General features: G+C 62.2%; 3 protein-coding genes. 1 reads left to right on the top strand and 2 read right to left on the bottom strand.

Annotated features, from left to right (window positions below):
- On the bottom strand, positions 1–230 hold a 230-nt coding region (locus tag RMT89_RS39490), incomplete at its 3' end, for a condensation domain-containing protein (protein WP_315888579.1).
- A 1,411-nt stretch (positions 231–1,641) separates the two neighbouring features.
- Positions 1,642–2,322: a response regulator transcription factor gene (locus tag RMT89_RS39485; RefSeq protein WP_315888578.1), complete on the bottom strand. Its 681-nt coding sequence runs from the start codon at positions 2,320–2,322 to the stop codon at positions 1,642–1,644.
- Between the two features lie 382 nt (positions 2,323–2,704).
- Here RMT89_RS39485 and RMT89_RS39480 point away from each other — a divergent pair, with 382 nt between their 5' ends.
- Positions 2,705–3,847 carry an acyl-CoA dehydrogenase family protein gene (locus tag RMT89_RS39480; protein WP_315888577.1) on the top strand — a complete coding sequence of 381 codons (1,143 nt, stop codon included), beginning with the start codon at positions 2,705–2,707 and terminating at the stop codon, positions 3,845–3,847.
- The last annotated feature ends 1,843 nt before the right edge of the window (positions 3,848–5,690 follow it).

Raw genomic sequence — 5,690 nt, 5'->3', positions numbered from 1 at the left:
CGTACCGGGCCGGGCTCGTCGACCACCTGAACCGGCTCGCCCCCGGCACCGATGACGAACCGCGTACGCAGCACCTCATGCCGCGCCACCACACCCGAGAACGCCGCCTCCAACGCCTCCACATCCAAACCACCCCGCACCCGCAATACCCTGGGAACCAGGTACTCCTGTTGGTTGAGACCCAACTGGCTCAGAAACCAAAGTCGTTGCTGCGCAAATGACAGCTGCAACCCATCCTCATGACGTGATGTCATCCCATCCGCTTGGGCTGAATTCCCCTGCCTATGAGGGTGGACTGGCCGCCGAGGCTCAGTGTTGAATTCATAGGAGGTCATCGCGACTCAAGCCCTTCCGTATAATCCAGGGAAATACATTGCTATGGGTAGAGGACCTGGCGTCGAAGTTGCATCTGAAGTGGTGGTTTCCGGTCGCCGATGGCAGGTTGCCGCAGAATCCCGCGGGGTTGTTGGGTAGATCTAAGGGAAGCAGCCACGCCGTGGTGCCGCTGGCAAGGCTGACCCGAGGGCGATTGTCACAGCTGGCCTGAAGTCCGTTACGATCGACAATCGGGAATTCCCTACAGTGTCCTCAGTTGTCTAGTTTCACGTGAAGGTGCATTTCGAGAACACCGAGGCTTCGCGAAATCCTAAGGAGCGGAATGCGTTTCGCGGTCCAATGCTTAAATTTCTCCCCGATGATGCGTGAGGGGTTAGAATTAAAGGAGACGATAGTTCTTGGAAGGTCGACGTGCGATTAACTGGATGTGGGGAGTAGTTTCATGCGCTCGACCCATGGAAATGGGGGTGGCGCGCCGTGTGCGTCATATCCCTTTTATGCTTTACAATCGGGCCGACGCGTCGAGTGCGGCAGGTCAGAATGTAGGCTGGCGTGCGCTGGTCTGCAGGGTGAGGTATTTGGCGACAGCGGAGTTAAAATACTTGACACGGTTGATCCCTCCCTGAATCGCCGAGGCATGGGCTTTCGGCTGTTCTGATGGCAGACGCTATGTTGCGCAGCGCTATCGGTAAATCCCCCTCCAGGATTAGCGTCACAATAAATAGGTCCATCGGGGGAGCGTGTTTTCGGCCAGTTCTCCTCCGATAGGAGGAAGGGGCCCATTGTCGGTGATCCTGTGACGGTCGACGGCTGGGAAGTCGACGCCGGTAGTGGGGGGACTGGCTGACGGTCCGGGTCTCTGCTATGCGAGTTTCCAACCGGCTGTGGCCGTGTGTGGCGTGGGGTGTCGGGTCGGACAGCCCATCAGAGCAGGTTTCAAATCGTCCGGTGGGGTGGTCGTTTAGGACTTTCCGGGAATTAAGTCATGGCTTCCGACGGCCTCCGCCCGGGCCAAGAAGGTGACTCCGTAGGGGATCTACGACACGGTGGCGTTGTCCGTCGCCTCGATCCGTCGCTGGTGACAGGTCCGGGGCGGCATGACTACCCCCGGGTACACCTGCTGTTGATCACTGCCGACGTCGGGGGGAACTCCATCGGATCCCGCCCCGCGGCTGGAAGACCCATCTGGTCAAATCATTGAGAACGGCTGGCCGATGGCAGGAAAGTCATTCGCCCGGCTGCTGCCGGCGGCAGATCATCCGCGGCAGGTTTGCGCTCAGCGAGGAGTGGGCGAGACATGCGCCTTCAGTTGGAACGAACACCTACGAGCCCTGCTTCGTAGGCGTAGATGACTGCCTGGATGCGATCGCGCAGGTCGAGCTTGTTGAGGATGCCCTGCACGTGCGATTTGACGGTTGACTCGGCGACTTTGAGGTCGGCTGCAATTTCCGGGTTGGAGAGTCCCTGGATCATGAGCTCGAACACTCGACGCTCGCGGTTCGTCAGATTTCGCACCCTTTCCCCTGCTGCCGCGCTGGCCCCTTTGAGACTAACCGACGCTCGCGCCAAGTTACCGGCCAGATCGCTGCGTACAGGTAGGTAACCGGCGGCTGTTACGCGGATGGCGGCGATGAGCTCGGCCGAGCTCATGCGCCGATCGAGCACGATGCACCGGTCGATGCGCAGCAGTTCGATGCCCTGATCGTCCAGTGACGATAGCAGGACGATGAAATGGACGGGCTTGGCTTCCTCGGATCTCTCTGTAATTTTTTCGGCAAGCTCGATCGTCTGATGTGAAAGTACTCGCTCACTGCACAGGATCACGTCTGGTTTGAGAGAGGAGGTCAATCTCTGCGCCACCGCTACAGAGGAGGTATCTCCGACAATTGAAATTCCCCGATCCTTACTGAGGAGGGCAACCAAGCCGGCACATTCCAATTGGTCTTCGCAAACTAGAAGAATTTCAATAATCTCTCGCTCGGTCACCTGTTTCCCCCATTTTCCTGGAAAGGGCCGATGGTACGGATGATCTTAACTTGTGTGATGCATCGACTCAACCGTGTTTCGCATCACTCCGCCATATCCCGGAAGTCGATCTTGCCCGGAAAGATGCAGTATAGGCGTCGATGAGAAGCGTAAGGGAAGTCTTAGATTGGGGCACAACTGTAGTGTTCGCCTGCTCGGGTCTACAGCGTCCAGTCCTCGGTGCGGCTGGGGTTGTTTCGTTCGGCGCAATCCGGCCACGTGGCTGATGCGTGATACTCCTTGCTCCGCGGGGTGGAGGCGGTTATATGCTAATTCGTGGACTGCGCTACGCCCGTATTAGGGCATTTCTGCACCGGATAGCGAGTGAAGACGGAGAAAATCTATGGACTGGCCCACCACACTCCCCATTACGCCGGGTCTCCTGGGGCTCCCCGAGGTCCTGGCGGCACTACGGGCGGAGGTTCGTGATGACAACAGCGGGCGCCCAAGTGACCGGCTTCTGGCCACGCTACGCACCGCCGCCGTCCTCCGACTGCCGATTCCGACCGAATATGGCGGCCTCGGTGCGAACTGGCGCGACGCGAACGCAGTGATTACCGCATTGGCGCGAGCCGACGCATCGGTAGGGATCATCGTGTTCCTGCACTACGCAGCCATCAGCCGAATCATTTCCTACGGGTCCGATGAGCAACGGAAGCGGCTCTTGACAGCAGTCGCTCGTGATGGCCGGATCTTCGCCTCCTCGTGGAGCGAGCCGGGCACCGACGCTGCCAAGCAGAAGATCTCGACCAGCGCGACCCGGCGGGCAGAGGGGGGCTGGGAACTCGATGGAGCCAAGACCTTCACCACCGGCGCGGGTGTGGCCGACTTGTATCTGGTTCTGGCTCGCACTGGTGAAGATGAGGGGGCACAGGGCAGTTACGGTCGGTCCAACCAGGGAATTTTCGTGGTCGACAGCTCACGGCCAGGCTTTGTGGTTGAAGGGGTCTTGGATCTGTCCGGGATGCGTCGCTCTGCGACCGGGCTGATTCGGCTAAGCGGGTACATGGCTGAGGCAGGAGACGTGCTGACCCACTCCCGCGAGACCCCTGAGGCCATCGGCTACCCACACACTCTCGGCCTGACCCTCGGGGCCGTCGCGCTAGGCATCGCTGAAGAAGCCCATGACATCGCGGTGGAGGTAGGACGTCGGCGCAAGCTTTTGGACAGCCCGCTGTATCGGCACCACATCTTTGAGTTGGGCTCACAACTGGCTGCGGTCCGGGGCGTGGTGCAGTCTGCGACCGAGGCGCGGGGAGACCGCACGGGGCCTGCGTTGACGGCCAAGGTGTTTGGTTCTGAGACGGCCGAGGCGATCTGCCGGACGGCACAAGGGCTGGCCGGTAGCGCCGCCTTCTCCCGCGACCATGCCCTGAACCGCCTGTCCCAGGACGCACGTGCCCTCACGTTGATGGGTCCGCCTAACTATCTCTGCCGCGAACTGGTCGCTGCCCGCGTAGCGGAAGGTGTACGTCTTGGTGGTTGAGTGCCGGTGGCTTCGACAATGTGAGCCGGGATATGGCACAGGTTCCGGAACGGCGGACGGCTCTGTCGGAGTGAGCGGTGGAGTATCACCTGCAGATACTGCGGGGAGAGCGGGCTGCTGGCATGGGAGGCGCCAGATGCGCGGGTGCGCGGAGGGCCGGCGCAGGCCTCGGTGCACGTGCGGATACTTCCGCCGGAGTTTGATGCCGCGCTCAGGATCCGCACGTACTACGGGATGAGGCCGCGCCCGCGCATACGCGTGTGCCGTCACCGAGATCGTGGAAGCGGGGCCGGAGTTGAGGCGCATCTGGGGGTAAAGACGTCCCGGAAGGGGCGGCGGCCGTGGTCGGCGACGTCCTCGAAGGCCGGGGCGAAGGGTGCCCGGAAGGGGTTCTCTGGGGCGTCTGTGATAGCTGGTTCGGATGGGCCTCGTTGCACCCCAACGGGGGGTCTACTGGTGGTTCTTCTGCGGGTGGTACTTCTCTCCCCCTGAGAGCAAGCTCGCCAGCGGAGCAAGCAAGCCCCCCATCTCGAAGAAGTCCAAGGGAAAGGCCGGCGGTCGCCGGGACTTGAACAAGATTGGACGGCGGTTCCAGCTGGCTGGAGAGCTGATCTGCCGGGTACCGTGGTCGGGAAGGCTGCCCGGCCGCGGATCGCGGTGGTCGTCCGACAGGTCGCCGATGCGGGCTGGACCGCGGATGAAGTGATCGCCTGGCTGGACCTGGAGGATGCCCCGGCAAGGGTCCTGCACCCCTCCGGGTTGCTCGCCCGGCGCCTGGACGGAGCGCTGCGGTTGTGGCCGACTGCGGAGGAGCGGGCCCGCGTGGTGGCGGTGTACCGGGAGCCCCGCCGTGCGGAGCAGGCCCGGCACATCGAGTGGGAGGGATCCGGTGGGCCTGCCAGGCAGTCTGTGGCTCGCCTGGTCGACGAGCGTGCACCCCGCGGTCGGGCCGCTGGGCTCCAGGTGACCAAGGTGCCAACGAAGGATCCCGGACCGGAACCCAACTGGGAGACGCAGAACAAGCCGACAACGGTATTCGCGCACAGTGGCGCCAGCGACAGGACGCCGCGGCGGAGACCGGAGATACGCGCTAGGCGCTCGGGAAGGCCAAGATCATTCTCACAGGGGCTTTCTGTACGCCAAGTACTCACCCGCAGGTCAAGGGCACCTTCGGCGTCGCTCACGCGATGCGCTGCGTGCATCCTGGACTGGCCACCACGGCCTTGGTGCTGGCTGGCTATCGGGCGGCCCCTTCCTCGTGGCGCCCAATCGGAGCTCAGCGCGCAACGGCCTGGGGAATCAAGCCGAGCAGCTCTGGAGTCACCCCGAGCAGGGGGTGGGGGGGCAAATGTCCCCATCAGAGTTGGCAGATTCTTGCTGACCGCTCTCTGAGCGATGGATCCACGCGACGCCCTGGTCTAGGTTCACATCGAGTGGCGTGCCCTCGCCAATCCGGACGTTCTTACGGAACCTCTCCTGCTCCATCGCCTGCTTCATCGCCTGTGCGGCAGGGGAGATCCCCTCTACCAGCGCGGAACCACGCCCCCGCGTCTTACGGTAGTAGATCCACCCCCGGCGCTCTGCCCACAGCAGAGCGCGATCCACCAGAGTCAGACAAACGCCGGCAGCAAGGCCGACCGCCACTACAAGCACAGTACTTCCCATGTCTCTTAAACGCCGCAGCCCTCTCCTGTGTTCCAGGTTGGGTGCGACTCGCGGCTCATACAAGATTTTCGTAGCCGGTGATCGCTGCCGTTCTGATAGCACGGGTGTGTCAATTTAACGGCTGATCTTGGTTGTTGAGGTGTCAGTTGTTGCTCGGGGTCAGGCGGCCTTCGAAGGC

The organism is Streptomyces sp. P17 (assembly GCF_032436805.1).
Taxonomy (GTDB): domain Bacteria; phylum Actinomycetota; class Actinomycetes; order Streptomycetales; family Streptomycetaceae; genus Streptomyces.
This window is presented reverse-complemented; position numbering and strand designations above follow the sequence as displayed.